Origin of the sequence: Microcoleus sp. MON1_C5 (assembly GCF_036701875.1) — a bacterium.
Lineage (GTDB): Bacteria > Cyanobacteriota > Cyanobacteriia > Cyanobacteriales > Microcoleaceae > Microcoleus.
Genome location: NZ_JAUBRN010000001.1, coordinates 192,234 through 216,942, shown reverse-complemented (window position 1 = coordinate 216,942; position 24,709 = coordinate 192,234). Strand labels below are relative to the sequence as shown.

Below are 24,709 nucleotides of genomic sequence, written 5' to 3'. Positions count from 1 at the left end.
GATCAAAAATTTCACCCAGCCGCCATGCCATACAAAAAATTACTCACCAGATTTGGGGAAGACTTACAAAAATTGACTGTTAATTCTCTACCAGCGGGATTGTTTGCGATCGAGTCACTGAGTCTGAGTCTAGCAGTCGTCGCCGCAGTTGCGACGGTGCCGGCAACACTGGAACCAGCAAATGCTTCTACAGTCACAAGTTGGAAATTCGATCCGGCCACAAATCAGCTAGAAATTACTCTTCCAGAGGGAATGACGCCCCAGTATTCTCTACTAAATCCCAGTCAGATTGCTGTGGATTTGCCCAATACGGACCTCGGAGTAGATGCAACTCAGCTATACCCAGAAGGCACAGTGCGTTCTGTGGGGGTTAGTCAAGTTCAACCGGGAAGGGCGAGAATTCTGGTCAATTTGGCTCCCGGAGTCGGTTTTAGCGGGGGGAAAGTTCAATTCCAAAGAATTGGGGTAGAAAATCGCTGGGTGTTACGCCCTTCGATCGAACCGACTGCGAGTATGGAAACTCCCGAAACTCAACCCCAGCCTGCAATACAAGTACCGCAAAACCAGTCGCCGACAGATTCCAACTCAACTGCTGCCACAGAGGTCGATCGACCTGAATCTCCTACTTCCCCGAATCCCGCTATAAGTTTTTCGCCGCAGTCAACTCCAAATGACCAAATCCGGCCGCTAAGAGTGCCTTTAGTCAATGTTCGCCTTGACGAACGCCGTGGGGTACAAGCGGCAGCAGTACCCCGTCTAGACCCTCAAAGAACGGCTGCTGCTGCACCCCAACAGCGGACGCTTACTTTTGGTGAACCACTTCCTCGCGGCCGCTCAAATGCTCCTTTGCAGGCTGCCGCTGGGGCGAATGTCTTGTTGCCGGCGGGCACGGAGCTAAGTTTGCTATACCCGGGCGATCGGGCTTTGCGGCTGCAAGCGAAGCCCAGCCCACAGGAATTGCTGCTGCTGCAAGGGGGAATTCTCGACAGTCGCGGTAATACGATCGTACCTGCTAATACGCCAGTCATCGGTCGGTTTGAAACAACCAACCTCGGCAGTCGATTTGTGGTCGAAGCTATTAGTCTCAACGGTCGCAATATTCCTCTCTTGGCTCGCTCGGAACCCGTGGGAGGCCGACGAGCTCAGCCTTCCGATCGCAGTTTGTTGCGAAATACTGGTATTGGTGGCTTAGCTTTGTTCTTGCTGAGCGGCTTTTCCGGCATCGGTTTGTTGGTTGGAGCAGCCGGTGGTGTTGCTACCACTTACGTGGCTGCTCCTCAACCTGCTACGATTCAACCCGGTCAAATTTTGCAAGTTCAGTTAACGGAAGATTTCCCCCAGTTTGGTTTTTGAAGGAAGAAGGAAGAAGGAAGAGGGAAGAAGGAAGAAGGAAGAGGGAAGAAGGAAGAAGCAAGAAGGAAGAAGGAAGAAGCAAGACTTTCTTCTTCGCTCGAACCTCTTCGTTCTATATTTACTTAGAGCAGTTTTCCATTCTCTGAAGTAAAGTAGGGACTTAAGCCAAGCCTAAGTCCCTACCCCATATCTGAAATTGACTCAACTGAAAACCGCTATATCGGCGATTTAGAAATTTTGACCTTCCGTGGTTGGAGCTATCGAACCCGGTTGGTTGAGGAACAGGTTTTTAGCGCCGTCGTTTTGGTAGATACAGTTAATTTCGGGTTGAGCTTCCAGCGGGCCGGTGAACCCAAAGGTGTTCATGCGATTTTTGCAATCCCGCACTTGGTCTTGGCTGATGAGTTTTCTTTGTTCCAGAATTGCCCAGTTATTGGTTCGCAGGACGCATCCGGGGCGCATACTCGGCTGCGAGATGTAAACGTTGAAGGGGTTGAGGGTGACGTAGAGGCGCATATCTGTCACCATCGCGCTTGCTCCAAACTGCACGCAAAGTTCTGGGTTCGGGGCGCTGCGATCGATAAATTCACGGGAGGCTACGTTCTCAGGACTAATTGTAGCTGTAGAGCTAAAGGCAATGCCAATCCCAATTCCCAGAATAAAGACGGCTGTTAAAATCCCTAGGGTGGCAGAATTGAGGAAAGAGGGTTTACCGGACTGAGGTTGACGCCGCGACTGTCCGCCAAATGAGCCGGAGTCTTCATCTCCCCGGGATGGGTCGCCGCTGAATCTGTCGTCGTTGTAGGATTTAGGTTTGCGTTTCATATAAGGTTCCCTCAGTTCTGGAGACTCAACAGGTAGTAGTTTGTTATTTTTAACCGATATCGCCTTTCTAATATTATGGCGCTAGGAAGGTGGTTGCGGAGGGCCCAGGACGCCCCCTCTGGGTTGGGTGGTGCCGTTCACAACTCGCGATCGACCTAGGGGCTGCCTTGTCTGAATTTTCAGATTTCAATAAAATAGCTGAAAGTGACATACTCTTGCACAGCGGAGGAATCCGGCTCAAGATTGTTGACAAATTTTAACATTTTACAAGTCAGGAGGTATAGATTAGTGTCTGTCGAAATTATTCAAAAGCCTTCCACAGTCCGCAAGCTTGCACCGCGCTACCGCGTTCTGCTGCACAATGATGATTTCAATCCTATGGAGTACGTGGTGCAGACTTTGATGGCGACGGTACCGAGTCTGACTCAGCCACAGGCGGTAAATGTGATGATGGAAGCCCATACTAACGGGATGGGATTGGTGATTGTTTGCGCTCTCGAACACGCTGAGTTTTACGCTGAAACGCTCAATAACCACGGATTGAGCAGCACCATCGAACCTGACGATTAGAACCTGACGGTACTGCAACGGATTCGCCCAGTTGGTTTCCGGCTCATACCGTCAACCCTCATACCAAAAAGCCAAGGGTTCGGCCCTTGGCTTTTTGGTATATTTAATCCGGTAGATATGGAAATTTGAAGAGCATAGGTTTTTCGGAACGGCCGGAAGTGGTTCCGAGCTAGGTGAGCTCGATCGCCACTTTCAACTCTCCAATCTCAAATCTTTATCCGAAGAAACTAAAGAGGAAATTAATAACGTCCTCCTCCGCCTCCTCCTCCGCGAGCAAATTTTCCAGGACCGCCGCCGCCCCGGTTGCCGCCACCCCGGCCGCCTTCATCTTCGCGGGGCTTAGCTTTGTTAACTTTGAGGTCGCGACCCATCCACTCTGCTCCGTCGAGAGCACTAATGGCTGCATCTTCTTCTGCATCTGTGGACATTTCTACAAAACCGAAGCCGCGGGGGCGACTGGTTTCTCTGTCGGTAGGTAGATGTACTCGCTTAACGGTTCCGTATTCGGCGAAGACGGTGGTGATGTCTTCTTGGGTAACTTGGTAGGATAAGTTACCGACGTATATCGACATGAGGAATAACTCCAAAATTTAGACAGTGCGAAGATTTCAGTTTCGGAGAGTCCCCTGCCGATACAGAAGGGCAAGTTTTTAGACAATTCTGTAGCAATGAACAAAGCCTGCAACTGAATCTGATTCACACTTGGTACTTTAACATAGAATAGCGTCTTTTGAGTAGGTTTCAGCAGTTAATTAAGTCGTTCTAATTAAACGTAAAACTTTTAGGCTATTCATAAACCTGGTTTATCGGTGTGATGTTTTGCCTGCAGTGGAAGCAGAGAAAGTTATGCCGCCCGCTTTCACCGCAGGAAAGATACATCCACCTTGCCAAAGTTGGTACTCAAAGCTAGGTTTACGTTTTCCAGGGCTTTGACTAACCACACCACGCCTTCTCGGGTACTGCATTCGTAGTGACCGAACAAAATTGCCAGCCGCTTTTCTAGGTAGGGCTTGACTTTGCCGCAAATTAGTACGATTTTCAGCAGCAAACCAGTGGTTTGGGTCGGCCCGAGGTTTGAGATCAGGTCGATGAAGACAAAGTGGTTGGGCCGCACAGGACTCTCTACTACTAAAAAGTTCAATAACTGGCTGCAAGTTCTGATCATTAAAAATTCATTAAACTTTTGATCGTCGCTGTGGGGCAGGGTATTTTGTAGTTGCTTATACAATTTTTCGTTAAAGAGACGTTTGCCGTAGCGCTCATCGGTGACAGAAGAAATCAGGTATTCGTACAAGTCGTCTTTAAAAGAACGGTAGGACTGATGTGTGCTGGCGTTCGCCGTGAAACGGCCCGCTAGCTCTCTGTAGGTATCGGCTCCTTCTACTTTGCCGACAAATTGCTTGAGGGCAAAGAATAGTTCCGGGTCGGTCAACAGGGTCGGATTTTTTATAGGCTGTATATTTCGGCCGAAGGAAATGGAGGTTTCCCGACGCGCTATTTGAGCTTTTCTCACTTGGTGAGCAACATATTGTGAGAGGTTGATCTCAAATTGCTGCTGCTTTTGAGCTTGGATTTTTTTAATAATTTTTTGTTGTTCGTAGGTGCTGTCGTCGCTGAGGAGGCAGTGTTTGTAGAGGTAAGGGTAACGGGGAATTAAGGTTCCGAGGGCAAGGCTAGCAGGGGTTTTGCTGTTGCTGCTATCTTCATTGCTGTGAGTTATGACTTTGGCTAAGCGTTTGAGGGTGAGGTACTGTTCGCTTTCGATAAATTGATTTACTAATTTGGGGATGGAGCCTCGCCCCCCCGATCGATTGTATCCAAATAATATTTTGGGCGCTTCTTCAAACACAGCTATCAATTCAGGGATGGCGGCTTGCTTGCTGGGGTAAGTTTGCCAGCGGTTGATCAGGATGTGGCAGCAGCGGTTGAGGATGTATTTGAATTCTTGTTGAGCGTGTGCTGAGCGTGCTATTTTTTCGAGGGCGTCGGCGATCGAGCGATCGGGATATCCGACGCCCTCGATAAACAAAGTGCGAAAGCGGCCGATCAGTTCTGCCGGCTGCTCTCGTTGTACCAACTCCAGCCAGTGGTTGTAAAGTAGCTGTTCTTCTTCGTAACTCTGTCTATTGTAGTCGTTCACTGTGGATTAACCCTCCGAGGCTAGGGCAGGAGCTTTCAGCGCTCTTAGCTTAATGAATTGGCCAATGAATCCCAATAATTGAGTCAACCGAGCTGCTCGCCGGATGAGGCTTATGGGTAGAATCTGCCAGCAGCTAAAGCAGATCGATATTTTTTGCTTAGTTAAACTAATTACCAACACCAGCATGACATGAATTGTTGGTAATTAGCAAGGCCTTAAATCACCATAGACTTTGTAAAGTATTGGTAAAGATTGTGAGGGGTACGGGAGAATTTCTTGGTTGCCTGACGATTTAATATTAGGATTGTCAAGGTCAATCCTGGTCGGCAGCCCCCAATCAGTTAAATGTGAGGTCGGGCGAGGTAGGATTAGCTATGAAAATAATTATTTGAAATGTGAGTGCTAGTTATGGTTTGTCGCGTAAGTATCGCCCAACTTGCTGAAATTTTAACTGTACCTTTGCCTGCTGTGTCTGAGGGCATTTTGACAGCTTTAGGGACAGGTATTGCCACGGATACGCGCACTCTTAAGGGGGGCGAAATATTTTTGGCGCTGCGGGGAGACAATTTTGACGGCCATCAATTTGTGGCAAAAGCCCGGGATTTGGGGGCAATTGCAGCGATTGTCGATCGAGAGTGGCAAGAGGAAGTGCCTAATTTTCCGCTGTTGCGCGTTGACGATACTTTAAAAGCTTATCAGTCGATCGCCCGTTGGTGGCGCGACCAATTCAGTATACCTGTAGTTGCTGTTACTGGTTCTGTAGGTAAAACTACTGTTAAAGAGTTAATTGCGGCGGTTTTGTCAACGAAGGGAAATGTTCTTAAAACTCAATATAACTATAACAATGAAATTGGCGTACCAAAAACTCTGCTGGAGCTTTCACCTTCCCACCATTATGCTGTAATTGAAATGGGAATGCGCGGGAGTGGCGAAATTGCGCTGCTGTCGCAAATTGCGAGTCCTACTGTGGCGGTAATTACTAATGTAGGAACGGCACATATCGGACGCTTGGGCTCGGAAGATGCGATAGCCCAAGCTAAGTGCGAACTGTTAGCCGAAATGCCTGCGGATAGCATTGCTATACTCAATCACGATTGTGACAGCTTAATCGCAACTGCGACCCAAGTTTGGCAGGGAAAAACTTTAAGTTACGGTTTAGAAGGCGGGGATTTGTGCGGGGAATTGCTGAATCATAATACAATGTTTGTAGAAGGTGTGGAATTGCCCCTGCCACTGCCGGGACGCCACAATGCTGTAAATTATTTGGCGGCTTTGGCGGTAGGAAAAGTGTTAGGTATTGATTGGGAATTTTTAAAGCAAGGTTTGTCTGTGCAGTTACCGGATGGACGGGCGCGCCGCTACGATTTGCCGCAGGATATTGTGATTCTGGATGAGACTTATAATGCTGGTTTGGAGTCGATGTTGGCGGCGCTGAGACTGTTAGCAGATACTCCAGGAAAGCGCCGGATTGCGGTGTTGGGAACGATGAAGGAATTGGGCGATAGGGCGATCGAATTTCACCGACAAGTGGGAAGGGCCGCGCGAGATTTGCATCTGGATGCTTTGTTTGTTTTTGCTGATTTTGAGGAAGCGGCGGCGATGGCGGCTGGTGCGGCGGGTTTGCCTTTTGTGGAGGTAGAAGATATTGCGAGGGAGAATTCCCGCGAAGATTTAGCAAGGCATTTAAAGGAGTTTGTCACACCGGGCGATCGTATTTTATTTAAGGCCTCTCATTCGGTGGAGTTAAATCGAGTTGTGGAGAAGTTTAGGGCAGATTTTGCGGGGGAGTAATAGAAAAGAAATTTTGGGGATTTGAAATTATGCGAGCGCTTCTAGTCGATCGTCGCGTCAAACTCACGTTTCGATCGCTGATGCGTAGGGTAAGATGCCCATCTGCACCTAAGTCCCGAGGGTTCAATATCCCGATCGCTCTAACGGCTCGATTTCGATATCTGGAGCAATCTCAATGGCTGCAATTCTGGCATTCTCAACTATCGTATTTCCTATCATTGTATTGTGTACTGCGTCAAACTTAGATTCGGCTTCCGAAATTTCTTCGTAGTGTACAATCACATGATAATATTTATTAATTGGTTTTCCAGAATCTGAAATTTCCACGGCAAGCGAATCTATATTCTGAGATTCTTCGGCTTTCTCGCGATACTCGTCGGCTAAATGTTCCAGGGCGATCGCGATCGCGTGTTCTTTCGTTTGTCCGTAAAAATTCATGGTATCATCAGGGCGATCGCTCATAGAGGAGGAAATCTGACAAAGATACTGCCCGTTTGATTGAGCGCAAACGTCGATCGCAATTGTTCCAGTAGTGCGATCGGGATTTATTTGATTCATAAGCTGTTCGGCATTTAAAAGACGATAGTAGGGTGCATCAGTCCATAAGCGTTTCCCTTGTCCAGTAAGTATTCTAACTGACGCACCCTACAAGGCTCAAACTCACCACAGCACAAGTTTTAGGAGCCGGGGAAGCATGACCTATTTCAGGATATGTCGAAAAAAAGCTAAAATATCGATTAGTTTTCGTTGGACTTGTAATGTCGGAGAACAAATATGAATTCAGTTGAGGAAACCGAATTGTCACAAATCGTTGACTTGCCACTGATAGGGTCTGCTGAACAATATCTCTTCTCAGTCGAAGACAATCGAGAGCGTGCTGATAAGCTAAAAGAATTACTTGCCCCTAAGCTTAAAATAATCATTAAACAAGCTTGTGACCAAATTCACCAAGTTTATGGCACAGATGTACTCTCAGATTGTCAGATATTGACTACACCATGGCACAGCCTTGTAGCCAAGAAAACCCGGCCCTTCAAAATAGCAACCGCTGGCTTGGCTATAAAAGGAAAAGGTTGGTATTTCCAACAGAGATTCGAGTGTACTTCTTATAGTTTATTTGTGAATTTTTTTGGATTAAGAGGGCTAGAAAGCAATCCGATTGTTCACGTTCTGAAAAACCATTTAGAAGATGTTACTAGGATTTTGAAGCATGGTAGATATAATATTTCCTCTGATAATATTGCACCGGAAAAATATGGTAAGTTAAAGTATGATGAGTTCATTAACAAACTGCAATTAATTCATGAAGGAGGTAGGAATGGTACTTATATTCAGAGTCCATCCCTAGTTATTCCTATTAAAGACCTAGATGCAGCTCAGCCAGTGATTAATAACTTTGTCGAAATCTTTGCTATCTTTCGTGCTGCAGCAAATGTGTTTCTTGGTGAGGAAGACCGTTTTGAGGAATACCTAAAATGTTTGTTGGATTGGCAAAATCAAAATCCGCTTCAGGTTCAGGAATCTGTAACTACTAGATTCTTTCCTGATGAAGTAGATGCAGTACAAACATTTCGTGAAGGGGCTGTACGGCAAGTTTCAGTCAATGCCTATGAACGAGAGCCTAAAGCTCGGCAAAAATGTATTGATTATTACGGTTCAAGTTGCTATATTTGTGATTTCGATTTTGGCAGAGCTTTTGGGCAACCGGGAAAAGGTTTCATTCATGTTCATCATCTAAAACCCCTTTCAGAAATTGCAGAAGAGTATGAAATTGACCCTATAAAAGATTTGCGTCCTGTTTGCCCAAATTGTCACGCTATGATTCATCGTCGTTCACCACCATTTAGTCTTGAAGAAATCCAGATGTTGTTGAAGTCTGCTCGTGGTTCTACTATCTAATATGTGGGGCTTGCTGAATAAGTCGATAGTTTACAAAAATTAGATCCCCGATTTCTTCAAAAAGCGGGGATCTAATTTTTCTGTTTGACTCCAGATAGCACCTACCAGGAGTCAAATACACTACTTCGCCGCTTGACGCTCTTTTGCCGCCTTAATCACTTCTTCAGCGATGTTATTCGGACAAGGAGCATAGTGCGAGAAGGACATTGAGAACTGTCCGCGCCCAGAGGTCATAGTACGCAAATCGCTAATGTAACCAAACATTTCGCTCAACGGCACATCTGCCTTGATCCGCGCTCCTGTCTGGCTTGTCTCTTGAGATTTCATCATCCCCCGGCGGCGGTTGAGGTCGCCGATCACGTCGCCCATGTAATCATCTGGAGTGAATACATCGACATTCATAATCGGTTCGAGCAACTGAGGCGCCGCTTTAGGCAGAGACTGCCGATAGGCCGCTTTGGCAGCAATTTCAAAGGCCATTGCTGACGAGTCAACTGGGTGGAAACCGCCGTCTAGTAGGGTGAATTTCAAGTCCAAGCAGGGGAATCCGGCCAAGACGCCTTTGTCGATGCAGCTTTCAAAGCCTTTTTCGACGGCTGGCCAATATTCTCTCGGCACGCTACCACCGGTCACTTTGGACTCAAACTGGAAGCCACTTCCCACCTCACCAGGCTCGATCACATAGCCGATTTTGGCAAATTGACCGGAACCACCTGATTGCTTTTTGTGGGTGTATTCGTCTTCGAGACGCTTGGTAATCGACTCGCGGTAGGCTACCTGCGGTTCGCCGACTTCTACTTCGATGCCGTGGGTGCGCTTGAGAATGTCTACTTTGATGTCGAGGTGTAACTCGCCCATCCCCTTGAGAATCGTTTCGCCGCTTTCTTGATCCGTCACCATGTGGAAGGATGGATCTTCTTGCACCATCTTGGTGAGGGCTGCTCCCATTTTTTCTTCGCCGCCTTTTTGTTTCGGTTTGACCGAAATCGAAATAACGGGATCTGGGAATACCATCGGCTCTAGGGTGGCGGGATTTTTGGGGTCGCAGATGGTGTGTCCGGTGCGGACGTTTTTCATACCGACGATCGCCACAATGTCCCCTGCTTGCGCGGATTCAATTTCTTCGCGAGAGTTGGCGTGCATCTCCACCAAACGGCTGACGCGCTCGGTTTTGCCCGTGGCGGTATTGAGTATGGTGTCGCCCTTGGACAGAGTACCGGAGTACAGGCGCGTGAATGTTAGAGCACCGTAGCGATCGTCCATGATCTTAAACGCGAGTGCCCGCAATGGCCTGTTGGGATCGACTATCGCAAACTCGCCGGTTTCCTCGCCCTCGAGATCGACTTCTGGCTGCGGTGTGACTTCCATCGGGTTTGGCAGGTAGTCAACTACGGCATCGAGAACCAACTGCACGCCTTTGTTTTTAAACGATGAGCCGCAGTAGGTGGGGAAAAATGCCCGATCGCGAGTACCTTTGCGAATGCAGCGCTTGAGGTCTTCCAGGCTCGGCTCGTTGCCTTCGAGATACTGTTCCATCACAGTGTCGTCTTGCTCGACGGCCAGTTCGATCAACTTTTCGCGCCAAGTTTCGACATCATCGACCATATCGGCGGGGACATCTTTAATTGTATAGTTCATCGGATCGCCGGAGTCATCCCAGATCCAGGCTTTGCGGGTCAGCAAATCGACTACGCCGCAAAACTTTTCTTCTATGCCGATGGGCAATACCATCACCATCGGTTTAGCTCCGAGGATTTTATCAACTTGCTGGACCACGCGGTAAAAATCTGCACCGGTGCGATCGAGCTTATTGATGTAGATGACGCGAGCGACTTTGGAATCGTTAGCGTAGCGCCAGTTGGTTTCAGATTGCGGTTCAACTCCACCCGAACCGCAGAACACACCAATGCCACCATCGAGAACCTTCAAAGAACGGTAAACCTCGATCGTAAAATCGACGTGTCCCGGAGTATCAATGATGTTGAGTTGATGCTCGTTCCAGAAGCAGGTGGTAGCAGCGGACTGAATCGTAATACCGCGCTCTTGCTCCTGTTCCATGAAGTCAGTAGTCGCCGCGCCTTCGTGAACTTCACCAATTTTGTGGATTTTACCTGTCAGCTTCAGGATTCTTTCTGTTGTGGTGGTCTTGCCAGCATCTACGTGGGCGAAGATGCCGATATTTCGATAACGAGTGAGATCTTTCATAATTACTGTTGAGATTAAATGCGACGAACCGTCGGCGACCACCTGCAAGCGTAACCAGCGAGGAATCAATGTTGCCTTAGGCGCCAGTACAGGCTAGATTTCCTTTCCCCTGTTTCTGGCAGAACTATCTTAATTTTGACACTTCTTCGTCAATCCTGCGAAGGATTCTTGGTGGAATAACTACCCCAAGCCTGGCTCCTCATAAAAATAGCGTAGATTAAGGCCAAAATCCTCTCCTAAAGTAGTTTGGGTTCAGGCACTCGTTTCTAACAAACTCGTGTTTTTGACGTTTCGATCGATCTGATATTTGGCAGCAGTCTCAGCAAAAAAGTATAAACCGCGTTTCCTGACAAAAAACCTAGGGTTTTACGTGAGTTTAGGGGAACAAAACCGGTTTCTGACATTAGTGACATTAAATAAGTAGCTGCAAATAAACCGCCCTATGGGGAGGAGGACGGGTGAGTGCAGCAATAAACTGGCGGCTTTGATATATCTTTGCTTAACCCGCCACTACAAAATATTATTAAAAACCCCGTTGCTGCGTCCAAAACTATCTAAGTCAAAATCGACCCGCTCATCATCCGCTGATATCTCCGCTCCAATTCATCCCGCACCACCGGCCACTGATTCAAACTTTCATCATTCTCAATTACCATTTGAGCCGCCGCCCTCGCCAACTCCAAAACCTCCTGATCCTCCACCAAACTCGCCAAAGCAAAATCCGGCAAACCCGACTGCCTAGTTCCCAAAACCTGACCAGGCCCGCGCAATCTCATGTCCATTTCCGCAATAAAAAAGCCATCTTGAGATTGTTCTAAAACCTTCATTCTCTGCATAGCTTCCGCCGTTTTGGAACCGGGCATTAACAAACAATAAGAACGGTTGCTGCCCCGACCCACTCGACCCCGCAACTGGTGCAGTTGCGACAGTCCAAAACGCTCAGAATTTTCAATCAGCATTACCGTGGCATTCGGCACGTCTACTCCCACCTCGACCACAGTAGTAGATACTAAAATATCAGTTTCTTTGTCCCGAAACTTAGAAATTGCTTCGTCTTTGTCGGCACTGCTCATTCTACCGTGTAGCAAACCAACCTTAAACTCAGGAAATACAATTTTTTCAAGTTTCTCTTTTTCCTCAATTGCCGATCGCACGTCCAACTTTTCCGACTCCTCCACCAGCGGCAGCACCACATAAACTTGACGCCCGCTCGCCACTTCCCGCCGAATCAAATCGTAAGCTTGAATGCGTTCTTTGGCAGACAGTACAGTTGTTTGAATCGCCTGCCTGCCGGGGGGAAGTTCATCAATCTGACTCACATCTAAATCCCCGTGCAGCGTCAGCGCCAGCGTCCGGGGAATGGGAGTTGCAGTCATTGTCAAAACGTGAGGAGCTTCGCCTTTTTGCTGCAATTTAGCACGCTGCTGCACGCCGAATCTGTGCTGTTCATCAATTACCGCCAACCCCAATTTATGGAAATTAACTGTATCTTGAATCAGCGCGTGAGTTCCCACTAAAACAGGTAATTCTCCGGTTTCTAATTGGTTGTGAATTTCGCGGCGCTTTGCTACTTTTGTCGAACCAGTTAACAGTTCGACCGACAAGTGCATCAAGTTAAACCAACCTACCAATTTGCGATAGTGCTGTTCTGCTAAAACTTCTGTCGGTGCCATTAAAGCGGCTTGATAGCCGGATTGAATTGCTGCTAGCATTGCCACGACGGCGACTACGGTTTTGCCAGCACCGACATCGCCTTGCACTAATCTGTTCATCGGTTGCGACGAAGCTAAATCGTTGAGGATGTCGTTAATTACTCTTTCCTGAGCATTAGTCAAGGCAAAAGGCAAGATTTCATAAAAATGTTCGATCAATTTGCCAGTAGGAAGGATGACTGCACTAGCTTGAGCTTTCCTTTGGGTTTGGCGGCGTTTTAAAAGTCCTAATTGCAGGTAGAAAAATTCGTCAAAAACTAAGCGGCGGCGGGCGGCGGCCAAACAATCTCGATCGAGCGGAAAGTGAATATTAGTCACAGCATCGGCTAAACCCATTAAACCGTAACGCTCGCGCAAATCTTCCGGTAGCGATTCTGGCAACATTTTCGCCGCCGGCATTGCAGCCAAAATCGATCGCCTCACCGAACCAGCATCCACCCCCTCCGTCAGCGGATAAACTGGTATCAGGCGGCCGACTTTCATTGATTCGATCGCACCGCCGGAATCGTCTAATACTTCTAACTCAGGATTTTCTAAAGTAATTCCATATTTACCCTGCTTAACCAACCCCGAAGCAGCCAGCACCGCGCCAGTACAATACTCGCGCTTTTTGAATTCTTGCCAGCCGCGATTGCTGTAGCGAGGCCCTGCAAAAAAACGACTTATTTTTATTTCTCCGGTGCGGTCTTTTAAAATTACTTCTAATATCGTTAACTTCTTATTCTTCGGACTAGAAAAGCAATTGCAGCGCTTTACTTCGGCGATTAAAGTGACAGTTTCCCCTGCTACTAGCTCGCGAATTTGTACTTGCTTTGCATAGTCGATGTGGTTGCGGGGATAGTAGTAAAGCAAGTCGTATACAGTGTATAAACCAAGTTTGGCCAAGCGGTTGCCGTTGGCGGGGCCGATGCCGGTGGCGCGGGTTAACTGTTGGTCAAGAGTCAGGCTGGGCGGTGGGGGTGCTGTACTCAGGGGTGCAGTTCGGGGAACGGAAACTGCTGGGGCGGTTGGTTCAGAAGCGTTAGCGTTTGCGGGTCTGACTTGTGCTGCTTGTTCTTGCTGGTGGCGAGTTTCTTGTTCCCAAACTTGCTCCATTTGCCTCAAAAAACTGACCGTAATGGCGATCGAATGTTGGCGCTGTTCGAGATCTTTCTGAGGGTAGGTGTCAAATTCAGCGGCTAGGTGTCTAGCTCGATCGCGCGAAGAAGCCGCCACCGAACCTGCCAACTGTCTCAAACTCATGCCCAGAAACTCGCTGAAGCGGTATTGACTGCCTTGGATGTCGTTAAATCCGCGATCGGCTTCTACTGAAAGAGCTTTTTGCAATCGCTGCCATTCGGGTCGATCGATAGTCATATCAATTTTAGATTTTAGATTTTAGATTTTAGATTTTAGATTTTAGATTTTAACTTTTTAAATTTTAACTTTTTAAATTTTAACTTTTTCTTTTAAGAAGCTTCCACCAAAAAAGTATAACACTGAGAAACCCGGTTTCTTTAAGAAAGCGGGTTTCCCAATAGCCTAAAAGTTTTACGTTTTTCCTTCTTCCCTCTTCCTTCTTCCTTCTTCCCTCTTCCTTCTTCCTTCTTCCTTCTTCCTTCTTCCTTCAACATCCGATCAATCTTCAAACCAACTCGATCGCCAAGCCGACTCAGCTTCCACCACAGCGAGTTCCCGCTGCTTTTTCTGGTAATCGCGGCCCAGGGAGTTCAACTTTACAGACAGGTTACGAATTTGCTGGCGCCAAGCCGAGGTTCCTGCATCGGCAAACTCTATTTCCGACAGCCGCAGTTTAATCGCTGTAATGTGCAGCGCCCTACTACCCAAGGTTTCTGCCAATTTTTGCGATGCTGATGAGGCATCAGTTTCAATGATTAAGTTTAATAAGTTAGGCGGCCCGGCAACACTATCGCCGGAGGATTCAGCACCAGAAGCAGCTTCTAGAACAGGTTCTGGCAATTGACTCGGCAAGATTCCCGACTGTTGCAGCAAGCGGTTGGTGTCGCGAGAAAGCAGCTTGAGTATATGGACGATCGACTTTTCAATAATATTTTGCCAGCGTGCCAAACTTTCTGGGGAATTGGCACTTGGCAATTGATAATTTGCCAATGAAAATAGATAGTTAATCGCGGAAACTTGGTTTTTTTCCTTTTGGTCTTCTTCCTTTTCGTCTTCTTCGTCTTCCTCTTCTTCCTCTTCGTCTTTGTCGAAGTCGTCTTCCTCTTCCTCTTCCTCTTCCTCTTCCTCTTCCTCTTCCTCTTTCTCGGCTTCTGATTCAGTCACCAGCGATCGCAATTTTTCCTCCGACGCCGCAGCCAAAGCCCTTACAGACTGCTGCATTTTTTGCCTCCCCTCGAAGGACAACTTGAGAAACGACTCCGGTACTGCTTGAGTGCAAAGGTGATAGCAAGCCAAAATTAACTGCTGCCGCACCGCTTGTCCCAACGCAGTTAAATAACCTTCGTAGGTACTGCGAAACTCCAAAGTCAAGGCTGCTAAAGCCTCTTCGAGTCCTGCCAAATCTTGCTCTATTCGCTCTTTTGGTCGCACCATATCTCTCGTATAAAATTAAAAATAGGACTTACGCAAGTTTTAAAGTATTACAATTTTTACGCTATCTGTCTGTAGTAGCAAGGTTTGCAGTCTACCTCCTACAAATATAGTCTGTCCATAAGTCCTGTAAAAATTAAAAATTAAAAATGCAAAAAATTGATTTTTCACATTTTTAATTTTTAATTTTTAATCTTAATTTGGGATTATTGAGCACCCATTTGGGCTGCCACTTCATCGGCAAAGTTAGCTTCTACCTTTTCAATGCCTTCGCCCAAGACAAAACGCACGAAGCGGCGCACTTGGACATTTTCTCCAATTTGGGCGATCGTTTGTTTCACCAACTCTTCCACCGAGATATTCTGATCTTTAATAAAAGGCTGATCCATTAAAGATAACTCTTTCATGCGCTTCTCAATCCGCCCTTGAACAATCTTTTCTTTGATGTTTTCCGGCTTGTTGCCCAAGTCATCTTTGCCCATTTCAATTGCCTTTTCTCTTTCGACAACTTCGGCGGGGATATCTTCAACTTTCACGTATTCCACATTCGGGCAAGCTGCAATTTGCATCGCAATATCCCGCACCAACTTTTGGAATTCTTCGCGACGTGCCACAAAATCTGTTTCGCAGTTAACTTCCACCAGCACTCCCACGCGGCCGCCGGTGTGAATGTAGCTGCCTACAAGTCCTTCTGAGGCGACTCGTCCACCTTTTTTACCTGCCGAAGCCAGACCTTTTTTCCGCAGCCACTCAATGGATGTTTCCATATTGCCTTCGTTTTCAACGAGGGCTTTTTTGCAGTCCATCATGCCCGCGCCAGTTTTTTCGCGCAGTTCTTTAACAAGTTTTGCAGATATGTCCGCCATCTTCTTTAAGTTCCCAATCAAAATTAGTTATTAGTCATTAGTCATCAGTCATTAGTCATCAGTCATTAGTCACTAATTTTAATGTTAATGATTAGACCAGAGTGAAGAAATACCCAGTCGATCTTAGTACCGACTTTGTAGGTGTAGCGCCAGAATTAATTCGGGCCCTGACACAATGAATGCTTTTGCCAGAACTCTACTAATGACTTAGACTCGTGCTATGTACAATTAAAAATTAAAAATATCCAACTAAAAATAATTATTATTTTTAATTTTCAATCTTTAATTTTTAATTTCCTGGTGTCAGATTGCGAGGGCAATACTAGCTCTCGGTTTCTTCGCCTTCAGCGTCTTCGTCGTCGGGTTCTACATAATTGGGGTCATCCAATTCTTCGATTTCGACATCATATTCGGCGCCTTCGTAGCCACCTTCGTAGTCGTAGTCTTCCTCAGAGTCGCCGCCCTGCTGACCGTGACGACCTTCGTAGATGGCATCAGCCAACTTGCCGACAATCAGCTTGATCGATCGAATAGCATCGTCATTCGCCGGAATCGCAATGTCAACCAAATCCGGGTCGCAGTTGGTATCCAACAGAGAGACGATCGGAATTCCCAACTTTTGGCATTCCAACACCGCATTATACTCGCGGCGTTGGTCTACCAGCACCACTCCGTCGGGAATCTTCCGCATAGATTTAATCCCGCCCAGATATTTCTGGAGTTTTGCCATTTCTCGGCGCAGTACCGAAGCTTCTTTTTTCGGCAGCAAATCGAGGGCGCCGATTTCCTCGCGGCGCTCCAAATCCTTGAGGCGCTCCACGCGGGACTTAATCGTCGTCCAGTTGGTGAGCATTCCCCCCAGCCAGCGCTGGTTGACGTAATAAGCACCGCAGCGTTGAGCTTCTTGGGCTACAATCCCTGCAGCTTGGCGCTTCGTACCCACGAACAAAAACTTTTTGCCTTTTTCTGAGGCAACTCTCATGTACTCGTAGGCGTCTTCCATAAGCTGAGCGGTTTGCACGAGGTCGATGATGTGAACCCCGTTGCGCTCTGTAAAAATGTATGGAGACATTTTCGGGTTCCACCGACGGGTTTGGTGTCCGAAGTGAACCCCTGACTCTAACATTTGAGCCAAACTGACTACTGGCATTGTATTTTTAACTCCTGATTCGGGTTAATCCTCCACCCGGTCGTATTTCTGAAGGTTTGCGCCCTCGAAACACCCGAAAACCCGGATGTGCGAATTTAAACAACTTTTCTAGTTTATCACAAGCGCGCTACTTTTTCTGACAATCTGATATCCGTAGGGTTGGCTTGGCACCCGGATGTGAGATTTAATGGGCGGGTTGGGTGCGGGGTGTGCAGGCTGCGGTTACAGTTAGTTGCAAGCGCTTCTTAAAAACGAAAAATCCAGATGGGAGGTTGCCAAAGCCTTTGTTGGCTTGTGAGAGAATGGCGTTGTTGGTGCGCCTCTTGTGCCTTCTACCTTCGATCGAGCTGGTATCCATTTTTTTCGATTCGGTAATTCTGTCGGCTTTAGTAGCCTGCCCTCTCGATCCGCAAAAATCCCAAAGCTAAAAACGCCATGCCCATACCCATTCTCGTCCTGCTTGAAGTTCTAATTGTCATCGCACTTTCGAGACTTGTAGGTTTAGGATTTCGAGCGATCAAACAACCTCAAGTCATTGGAGAAATTGTAGCAGGAATTATGCTTGGGCCTTCTCTGTTTGGCTTAGTTGCACCAGATTTAGCAACAGCACTTTTTCCAGCCGAAGCCGTTCCCTTCCTCAACGTGCTATCTGAGGTGGGGCTAATATTTTTCATGTTTTTGATTGGTTTGGAACTGAATCCCAAGTATCTCAAAAGCAATTTAGATATAGCGATTTTAACTTCCCACGTCAGCATTCTAGTGCCGTTTTCCCTGGGAAGCTTGCTAGCGCTGCTGCTGTATCCCATAGTTTCAAATAATAGCGTTTCCTTTACCGCCTTTGCTTTGTTTTTGGGCGCTGCGATGTCAATTACGGCTTTTCCGGTGCTGGCAAGAATTATTACAGAACACAATTTACAGAATACCAAATTGGGGACGCTGGCCTTGACTTGCGCTGCGGTAGATGACGTAACGGCTTGGTGTTTGTTAGCGGTGGCGATCGCAGTTACTCGTACTAATTCCATGCTCGGTGCTTTGCCGACAATTATTGCATCTTTAATTTACATCGGTTTCATGCTGACAGTAGTCCGCTGGTTCTTGCAGCGACTTTCCAAACAGTACAACCGCACTGGCAGATTAACACAGTTAGTGCTTTCGGGAATTTACATGGGAGTTGTAGCTTCTGCCTTAATTACTGAATGGATCGGCATTCATTTAATTTTCGGTGCATTTTTGCTGGGTGCTGCCATGCCTAAAAATGCGGGATTAACCAGAGAATTAGCCGAAAAAACCGAAGACTTTGTACTAATATTTCTGCTGCCCATATTTTTTGCTTACAGCGGCTTGCGGACTCAAATCGGCTTGCTCAACAGTCCAGAATTGTGGCTGCTGTGTGCCGCAGTTTTAGGAGTGGCTATTGTTGGGAAATATGTCGGCACTTACTTTGCGGCAAGAGTTTGTGGCATCAGCAACCGCGAATCTTCAGCGCTGGGATGGCTGATGAATACTCGCGGTTTGACTGAACTAATTGTCCTGAATATCGGTCTTTCCCTGGGGGTAGTTTCGCCGCTGCTATTTACGATGTTAGTTATCATGGCTTTAGTGACAACTTTTATGACTTCGCCGCTGTTGGAGTGGACTTATCCCAAACGATTAATTAGATTAGATATTTCAGAAGTTAACTCTGAGGATTCAGAATTAGAAGATTTACAAATTGGTGACAGCAGCGAAGAAACTGCTAACAAATTGCTGCCCACTTATCGAATTTTAGTACCTGTTGCCAATCCCAGCACGCAGAAAGGTTTACTGCGACTAGCGGTAGCGCTGGCGCAGCCTGCTGCTGGTATGGGCGGTGATGATTTAAAGTCGGCGGCAGTTCATCCTCTGAGTTTGATAGAATTAAATGATGACTATGCCTTTGAAAGTACGCCTGTGGAAGCCGATCGCATTATTCAAGAGCGTCGCTCGAAATTATCAGAGTTGATTGATAGCTTGGAACTGCCCGAGGCGAGAAAATTCGTACATCCCATCATTCGCGTTACTAATGATGTAGCCCGGGAAACGGCGCAAATTGCGGAAATAGATCGCGCAGATTTGATTTTAGTAGGATGGCACAGGCCTACTTTTACCAGCAACCGTTTGGGAGGACGTGTCGGTCAAATTCTCAGCAACGCAAAGGTGGATGTAGCAATTTTTGTTGACAGAGGCCGGGACAAATTGAATAACTTGTTAGTACCTTACGCGGCAAACATTCACGATGATTTGGGGTTAGAATTGGCGCTGAGACTGTTAGTTAATAGCGAGGAACGCCGTTTGACGGTGCTGCGGGTGGCGGTTGACGGGGAATCTGGAAATGAGCTGAGTTACGAGTTTCAGCGGGTGATGGATCAGTTACCAGTTGAGGTGCGATCGCGCATTGAAACTCCGATTGTGGAGGCTGCTGAGCCAATTCAAGCAGTGGTTGCGGCTTCTGCTAATGCTGATTTGACTATTGCGGGTACGAGTCGGGAGTGGGGAATTGAGCGCCAAACTTTGGGACAGTATACTGATGAATTGGCGGTGCAGTGTCATTCTTCGCTGCTGATTGCGCGGTGTTACGTTAAAGTGCGATCGCACTTGGCGTCGGTACTTCCTCAAATGTAGTCAGTTGACTGTTAACTGTTGGCAGTTGTTATTAGTTATTGGTTATTGGTTATTTGTTAGTTAGTACCAATGCCCAATTCCCAATGCCCAATGCCCAATTCCCAATGCCCAATTCCCAATTATTAATTACCAAGATGATGAATCATTTAAGCCTCAAATCGCTGGCATTTTACGGGGTTGCGATCGGCTCAGTTTCACTGCTGTTTAAAGTAGTAACTGCTTATGGGGAAGCAAATTTAAAGGCTCCTCCGGCAATTGCAGGAAATTATCGCTTCGATCCTAAAAGTTTGCCCGAATGTCTGGAATCTGATGTTTTGGTATTGACAATCGAGCAATCGGGTGTTTATTTGAGCGGTAATGTGCGATCGGGCAGCAGGGAGGGCAGGGAAAAAATAGCGCAGGAGAAACCTTCTCTATTTGGTAAGTGGGAAACTCAAGGATTGAACTTGTCGGGTGCGGTTGCTAATTTAGCTGGTTGCAGCGACTCCACAGCAACGGGTCAAAACAGTTCTGTTAAAATGCGCGGAATTGTGGAGCAAGAAAGCCTAAAAGGAAAAATTAGTCTAACTGATAAGGCGGCGGCTACAGATTTTACGGCTCAAAGAGAAGCGGCGGTGCAACCCCAGAAGCAGGAACATTGATTGATCCCAATAGAGAATAAGAAATGGGAAATGGGTAATTCTTTGTCGCTTTTCGACTCTCCCCTTCTCCCCTAACGAAGCAAGGAATCACAAAGCTCCGGCGACGTGGGTGGGGAGTGGCAGATCAAACTCCCGCTGGAGCTCGCCTGTGACGGTCGGTTGCTGCTAAATTAGAAAATATGCCTAAAAGTCAATGATAAAAATAAAGTATCCCAGAGAAGTTCTTGGTTGAGAATTTGTCTTGCTCAAGACCCCCCGTGCCCGTATAGTTTGTTTGGAATGGATGTTGCCGTGATATTAATGCCGTCAGAAACTTCGCTTACCCAGTCAAACCCGTTAATTTTAGACAGTTTGCCAGACTTGTCGCCTTCCGATGGGGGATGTCCCCGCCGAGCCAGATTACAAATTGACTTGATGTTGCTGGCGATCGAAGCCTTGTATCTCGGAGGTGCCGAAGAAATGCTGGCCGTGTCAAAGGAACTGGAATTGGAATCAATTATCAAAAATCGGGTTGCCCTTTGGCTGATGCGTAATACTAACCCGCTGAGACGCTACACGCAGCGCCGCTCGCTTACCATGGTGGAAGCAAAAGCGCTGGTGGCGATCGCCTGTAATATGGCGCGTAAGTTAACCGCCACAATTCGGCAGTTGCTGCTAGACTCGCAGCAGTTGCGATCGAGAAATATCCCCCTCAACCAGAACCTGCCGCTGGCCGAGTATTTAGAACGCTTTCGAGCTCACTTTCGATCGCGCATGAACCCCAAGCGATCGGTAGTTGCAGCTTACGATTCCGACGACAAGCTCAACGAACTAGCTTTGAACTTGTTGAGCAAACTGCTATTTTGTACAGGCACAGCCGGAATGCAGCGCTTCTGGGTTAGCCTGTTTGATGGAGAAGTTGAATAAAAAATGACTATTAGGCGTCAGTACAGTCTGCCAAATTGCACCCTAGTTCTAGAAGGGTTGAGCGATGGATCGGCAGCCAGCCAGTTAGATATACGGCCGGTGCTTTCCATACTAATGAGCGCTGAATGCTATGTGAAAGGTCTCGGCGAGCCCCTGACGGGGGGGCGGGAGTTTTTTGAAAGCTTGGTGAGGGCCGTCAGCAGCTACGCTCAAGAATTTATGAGCGGAGTGCATTATCCCGATCGCTACGGCCCGAATGTGGGTATGGTGCAGTTACACAGAATTGACGGGAATTTGCACCGATTGACCGTTCTACCCGCCTCCACAGGCAGCCCAACCCCAATCGATCAAAAAACAGAACTGTCGGCAAAAGTTGATTTGACGACGGTACAGCTATTTGACTTGGTAGAGGCGATCGATCAGTTTTTTGCCGACACGCAGACGCTGCCGGAATTGTCGCTGCAATTAACCCCAATTTCCAAGCGTTACGTCAAGTCTGCCGAACCTTTGGCGAAGCGGACTTTGCCTGCTGTGGTGGGGGTGTCGAGTTTGGCTTTGGCTGCGATGGCGTTTTTCTTGGTGCCGGTGCCGGAAGTCCAGCGCCAGAGAGATCCGGTGCCGCAGCCCAATCCAGCGGGCCAGAATCAAGGGACGCCGAATCCGGGCGGATCGGGTTCGCCTAATCCCAATCCCACGCCCCCTGCGGACGGTTTGGTGCCTGGGACTCAAACTCCGAACGCTGAATCGATTTCGCCGACTCCGAGCCCCGCGCCGCAGTCGGACGCTTCACCAAGCCCCACACCGCAGTCGGACGATTCACCTAGCGCCACACCGCAGTCGAACACTTCGCCGGAAAGCACGCCCAGTCCTGTTGCTGAAGGTTTGGCAAGCCCTGAGGCAGCAGCCGTGCCAATTACCGATTCAGGAGAAATTGAGCTGTTGAGGGGCAAACTTTCCCAGCAAATTGACGGAGCTGTGAAGAATCAGCCTCCGGATGCGGAGTTGGTTTATCGCGTGAGTGTGGCCCAAGACGGGGCGATTGTCGGTTACAAGCCCGAGAATTCGGCAGCGGTCGATCGATCCGAAACGCCGTTGTCGGAGTTGCTTTACAAACCGGTTGGCACCAGGCCACCGGCGGAACCGCTGGCTGATTTCCGCGTAGTTTTGGCACCAGACGGCAATGTTCAAGTCACTCCTTGGTAATGGTTGATTGTTGACTGTTAACGGTTAACTGTTGACTGTTAACGGTTGGCTGTTGACTGTTGACGGATACCAAATCCCGCTTAAATGCTCCCTCAATCTCTTAGTCTGCGGAGGCAGGCTTTGTTTTTCTAGTAGCGATTTCAATCGCCGAATCATCTACAAACCGATTGCTGATTCAAAGCCCTGTTGGTGCGATTGGCTCAATGTTTGGGTCAAATCCTCCAACTTGATTTGTGCGAATTATCCACAAAAATGCTCCCTGTTTTAAGAAAATTTTGGCTATTTCATCCTGGGTGCGCCTGGGCAGCATTGTTCGGTAACTAATAGCAGCTTTTATCAGGTTCACTATACCGACAAAAAAGGTTTTTTTCAGTTCCGCATCAATCCCCGCCAATCTTGCATTTTTGCGCCAATCTGGACGGACAATGCCGAGGGGCATTAATACTTTTTCTAAACTCTCTCCTAAAGCTACTAACTGGTGAAACCTTTGGGTTTGTGCGTCGGTGGGATGTGTTTTCAACCAGTCTTGAATCTGAGGATTTGACTCTATTTCGGAAGTAATTTTTTTAATTGTCGCGTAAATTGCCTGACTTGAATCTTGGACGCAAGAAGTTGCTGGGGTGACTAAACTTGCGCCGGTGCCGTCTCCGCTGCGGTAACGGGCCATCATGATATCTAGTTGCTGGTTTAATTCGGTTAAAGGCGACAAGGTGATGCCGTCAAAATCGTAGTCGCAACACACGCAATCTAATTTACAGATGATATCGCAAACCGGGCGATCGCCCAACCAGCCGCGCTGCAAGTCTCCCATGTAGCTTTGCCATTTGCTGGAACCGGCAACAATTCCGTCGGGATTATGGGCGTAAACTTGTTTGTATTCTATGTCAAAACGCAGTTCGCTGGTAAAGCGATCGCGCACTACTTTTGCTACTCCCAAAGCAAAATGTCCGGTGACAATCCCCAGCGGTGGCCGTTCGCCTTTTTTGCCGCCGATACCGCCGAAACTGTGAATCACTATCCCGATATCTCCTTCTTGCCAAGGAGAGATTGAATCGTTTTCTGTAGCCTCATTTGGGGTTAACAATACTCTTTTTGCTTGCCCTTTTTGGGCTGGTGTATTTTCCCAATTTTTGTAGTTTAAATAAGCGAGAGATTTTTTGAGGCCGAAATGTGTTTCATCTGGTGTTAATTGGGCAATTTTGCGGGGTTCGATTGCCTGCACTACAAATATACTGTCTTCGTCTCTTTCGCCGTAAATGTACCAGCCGTCTGGATTTAAGGGGGATTGTTCGATCAGGTGATTGGTAGACCTCGCTACGCCATTTTTGTCGGGCTGTACTTGAGGAATCCGAATTATTTCAGCGGCGCCGTCAAATTGTTGAGATGTTTTGTTGAAATGCCGGACAATAAATTTGTCGCTGTCGGCTTCTTTTCGCTGTAAAATAGAGACTAAGGCGCAGAAACGTCCGATAATTTGTACTGGTTCGCGATCGATCGTGAGTTCCTGGCGATCGCTGCTGCTATAATTAATTGCAATCACCGGCCTGCGTAGCATCACAGTCACGCTGTCTTCGAGTCTGCTGCCTGCTAGAGTTTCTAAAGGGCCGACATTTCGCCAGCCGTTCAATCTATCTGGATGGATATTGCCAGATTTTTTACTATTTTTAGCCTGTTTTGTGAAGTTGAGATCTTGGGTTACTGCGTGGACAAAAAACTGTACTTGGCGATTTGTACTCCATTTCAAAAATGCTGTTTTGCCAATGAAATATTGATATTTTTTGGGTGCATTTATCACTTCAAAATACACTGAACCGTAGGGCTGGCGTTCTTCCTTTGACGGCAAAATTAAGCGCCCGTGCCAAAGAGCGATCGGCTTGTAGAGGTAGGCAACTGCTGCTGGATTTTCACAGATTATCTCGGGCTCAAGCGCTTCTGAAATATCGCTTTTGCCTCCAAAAATAGTAGCCGTTAAATTGCCGTCACTTTCTACGAATCGGGGTTCTAAAAAAACATTTTCAGGTTGTGGAATATTAGCGGTTAAAGAACCCGTATTTTTTTTTAACGAACGTCTAAAAAAAAGGCGAGTGTTTTCCAATTTTCCATGCAACCAATTGAGAAAAAGGCGAATAAAAATAAATGCTGTTAAACCAAAAACAACAGCTAAAATAATCAGCCCCAGGGTCAAAATGAATTGGTTTAAAGACTGACCTGACACTAAAAAAATTGTTGGCCCGCTCAAAGAGAATACCGCCATAATA

At 47.3% G+C, this 24,709-nt stretch carries 20 protein-coding genes; 9 read left to right on the top strand and 11 right to left on the bottom strand.

All coding sequences use genetic code 11. From position 1 onward, the window contains the following. Positions 1–24 precede the first annotated feature (24 nt). Complete coding sequence (locus tag QUA71_RS00910) at positions 25–1,353, top strand: AMIN domain-containing protein (protein WP_333281065.1); 1,329 nt, start codon at positions 25–27, stop codon at positions 1,351–1,353. Beyond that, positions 1,350–1,499 carry a hypothetical protein gene (locus tag QUA71_RS00905; RefSeq protein ID WP_333281062.1) on the top strand — a complete coding sequence of 50 codons (150 nt, stop codon included), beginning with the start codon at positions 1,350–1,352 and terminating at the stop codon, positions 1,497–1,499. The genes QUA71_RS00910 and QUA71_RS00905 overlap by 4 nt, the downstream gene beginning before the upstream one ends. 82 nt (positions 1,500–1,581) lie before the next feature. On the opposite strand, the gene QUA71_RS00900 is transcribed toward QUA71_RS00905, so the two are convergent. Beyond that, positions 1,582–2,178: a DUF3172 domain-containing protein gene (locus tag QUA71_RS00900; protein ID WP_190736215.1), complete on the bottom strand. Its 597-nt coding sequence runs from the start codon at positions 2,176–2,178 to the stop codon at positions 1,582–1,584. A 288-nt stretch (positions 2,179–2,466) separates the two neighbouring features. Between QUA71_RS00900 and clpS the strand changes: the two genes are divergently transcribed. Next, positions 2,467–2,748, top strand: a complete 282-nt coding sequence (gene clpS, locus QUA71_RS00895; RefSeq protein ID WP_190658451.1) for an ATP-dependent Clp protease adapter ClpS — start codon at positions 2,467–2,469, stop codon at positions 2,746–2,748. Positions 2,749–2,987: 239 nt separating this feature from the next. On the opposite strand, the gene QUA71_RS00890 is transcribed toward clpS, so the two are convergent. Both QUA71_RS00890 and QUA71_RS00885 read right to left on the bottom strand, forming a co-directional pair. Next, the gene (locus QUA71_RS00890) at positions 2,988–3,320 is read right to left on the bottom strand and encodes an RNA recognition motif domain-containing protein (RefSeq protein ID WP_006635107.1); all 333 of its coding nucleotides are present in this window, start codon (positions 3,318–3,320) and stop codon (positions 2,988–2,990) included. Between the two features lie 287 nt (positions 3,321–3,607). Next, entirely contained in the window at positions 3,608–4,888 is a 1,281-nt protein-coding gene (locus tag QUA71_RS00885; RefSeq protein ID WP_333214428.1) for a hypothetical protein, read from the bottom strand. A 408-nt stretch (positions 4,889–5,296) separates the two neighbouring features. On the opposite strand from QUA71_RS00885, the gene QUA71_RS00880 reads away from it, so the two are divergent. Further along, a complete protein-coding gene (locus QUA71_RS00880) occupies positions 5,297–6,679 on the top strand; it encodes a UDP-N-acetylmuramoyl-tripeptide--D-alanyl-D-alanine ligase (RefSeq protein ID WP_333281058.1) in 1,383 nt (460 codons plus the stop codon). A 123-nt stretch (positions 6,680–6,802) separates the two neighbouring features. Here QUA71_RS00880 and QUA71_RS00875 read toward each other — a convergent pair whose 3' ends face one another. After that, positions 6,803–7,237, bottom strand: coding sequence for a hypothetical protein (locus tag QUA71_RS00875; protein WP_333281055.1), 435 nt, complete (start codon positions 7,235–7,237; stop codon positions 6,803–6,805). A 216-nt stretch (positions 7,238–7,453) separates the two neighbouring features. Between QUA71_RS00875 and QUA71_RS00870 the strand changes: the two genes are divergently transcribed. Beyond that, a complete protein-coding gene (locus tag QUA71_RS00870; RefSeq protein ID WP_333281052.1) occupies positions 7,454–8,578 on the top strand; it encodes an HNH endonuclease in 1,125 nt (374 codons plus the stop codon). A 120-nt stretch (positions 8,579–8,698) separates the two neighbouring features. Here the strand turns inward: QUA71_RS00870 and fusA are convergent, their stop codons facing one another. The 6 genes from fusA to QUA71_RS00840 form a co-directional block, all read right to left on the bottom strand. Further along, positions 8,699–10,783 carry an elongation factor G gene (gene fusA, locus QUA71_RS00865; RefSeq protein WP_333281049.1) on the bottom strand — a complete coding sequence of 695 codons (2,085 nt, stop codon included), beginning with the start codon at positions 10,781–10,783 and terminating at the stop codon, positions 8,699–8,701. A 554-nt stretch (positions 10,784–11,337) separates the two neighbouring features. Then, positions 11,338–13,851 carry an ATP-dependent DNA helicase RecG gene (gene recG / locus QUA71_RS00860; protein ID WP_333281045.1) on the bottom strand — a complete coding sequence of 838 codons (2,514 nt, stop codon included), beginning with the start codon at positions 13,849–13,851 and terminating at the stop codon, positions 11,338–11,340. A gap of 261 nt (positions 13,852–14,112) precedes the next feature. Next, on the bottom strand, positions 14,113–15,048 hold the full coding sequence (locus QUA71_RS00855; RefSeq protein WP_190658471.1) for a hypothetical protein: 936 nt from the start codon (positions 15,046–15,048) through the stop codon (positions 14,113–14,115). A 203-nt stretch (positions 15,049–15,251) separates the two neighbouring features. Further along, positions 15,252–15,911 carry a translation elongation factor Ts gene (tsf, locus tag QUA71_RS00850; protein ID WP_190658473.1) on the bottom strand — a complete coding sequence of 220 codons (660 nt, stop codon included), beginning with the start codon at positions 15,909–15,911 and terminating at the stop codon, positions 15,252–15,254. A gap of 322 nt (positions 15,912–16,233) precedes the next feature. Then, positions 16,234–17,061: a 30S ribosomal protein S2 gene (rpsB, locus tag QUA71_RS00845; protein ID WP_190731913.1), complete on the bottom strand. Its 828-nt coding sequence runs from the start codon at positions 17,059–17,061 to the stop codon at positions 16,234–16,236. Between the two features lie 184 nt (positions 17,062–17,245). Then, complete coding sequence (locus QUA71_RS00840) at positions 17,246–17,419, bottom strand: hypothetical protein (protein WP_333281040.1); 174 nt, start codon at positions 17,417–17,419, stop codon at positions 17,246–17,248. A 77-nt stretch (positions 17,420–17,496) separates the two neighbouring features. Between QUA71_RS00840 and QUA71_RS00835 the strand changes: the two genes are divergently transcribed. The 4 genes from QUA71_RS00835 to QUA71_RS00820 all read left to right on the top strand — a co-directional run bounded on the left by QUA71_RS00835 (position 17,497) and on the right by QUA71_RS00820 (position 22,451). Further along, the gene (locus QUA71_RS00835; RefSeq protein ID WP_333281037.1) at positions 17,497–19,701 is read left to right on the top strand and encodes a cation:proton antiporter domain-containing protein; all 2,205 of its coding nucleotides are present in this window, start codon (positions 17,497–17,499) and stop codon (positions 19,699–19,701) included. Positions 19,702–19,805: 104 nt separating this feature from the next. Beyond that, on the top strand, positions 19,806–20,342 hold the full coding sequence (locus tag QUA71_RS00830) for a hypothetical protein (RefSeq protein WP_333281034.1): 537 nt from the start codon (positions 19,806–19,808) through the stop codon (positions 20,340–20,342). Between the two features lie 279 nt (positions 20,343–20,621). Then, positions 20,622–21,248 carry a DUF3038 domain-containing protein gene (locus QUA71_RS00825; protein WP_190658477.1) on the top strand — a complete coding sequence of 209 codons (627 nt, stop codon included), beginning with the start codon at positions 20,622–20,624 and terminating at the stop codon, positions 21,246–21,248. 3 nt (positions 21,249–21,251) lie between these two features. Further along, positions 21,252–22,451 carry a DUF4335 domain-containing protein gene (locus QUA71_RS00820; RefSeq protein WP_333281031.1) on the top strand — a complete coding sequence of 400 codons (1,200 nt, stop codon included), beginning with the start codon at positions 21,252–21,254 and terminating at the stop codon, positions 22,449–22,451. Positions 22,452–22,626: 175 nt separating this feature from the next. Here QUA71_RS00820 and QUA71_RS00815 read toward each other — a convergent pair whose 3' ends face one another. Then, positions 22,627–24,705, bottom strand: coding sequence for an abortive infection protein (locus QUA71_RS00815; RefSeq protein WP_333281029.1), 2,079 nt, complete (start codon positions 24,703–24,705; stop codon positions 22,627–22,629). Positions 24,706–24,709 lie beyond the last annotated feature (4 nt).